The organism is Emticicia sp. W12TSBA100-4 (genome assembly GCF_040253585.1).
Lineage (GTDB): Bacteria > Bacteroidota > Bacteroidia > Cytophagales > Spirosomataceae > Emticicia.
In genome coordinates this window covers 1-538 of sequence record NZ_JBELAU010000077.1, presented here as the reverse complement: position 1 = coordinate 538, position 538 = coordinate 1, and the positions used below count along the sequence as shown (strand labels likewise).

The 538-nt window shown below is 35.5% G+C and carries 1 protein-coding gene; it reads right to left on the bottom strand.

All coding sequences use genetic code 11. From position 1 onward, the window contains the following. A partial coding sequence (locus ABR854_RS25820) for a Mu transposase domain-containing protein (RefSeq protein ID WP_502881244.1) occupies positions 1-538 on the bottom strand: 538 nt, incomplete at both ends.

Below are 538 nucleotides of genomic sequence, written 5' to 3'. Positions count from 1 at the left end.
ATCTAAACGTTCTTTTCCAACTTTTTGAGCTAAAGCCAAAACACCAGCACAGGATTTATAGGCTTGTTCGGCATATTTTCTGTTGGAGAGCATTTGTTGAATCACCAAGAGTGTGTTTGGCCCTATTTTCAGAGCCAACCTTTCAAAAAACTCAGGATTCCAATTCATTAAATACTGATGTTGGGCTGGTAAATGTTCTTTTATGGTTGTATATTGATGTTTTGTCCTGAATCTTTCATGAGTAGCAATGCGTTTATGTTCTTGATAAATCTCAACACTTTCAGCACTATAAATCAGTTTGACATATTGACCCACATAGCGAAAAGGGACAGAATAATAATGTTTGTCTTCAGCCAATAAAACATGACAGTTCTGTTGAACTTTAGCTTTTCTGAATGCTTTTAACTCATATCGAGTAGTAGGCAATATTTTCAAAACACTACGTTCTAATTCTTCAAAAAGGCTCTGGCGGGACTCGTTTTTACTCTGAAAACTCATTTGATTATGAATCTCCAGTCTTTGTCGAATAGCTTCATTA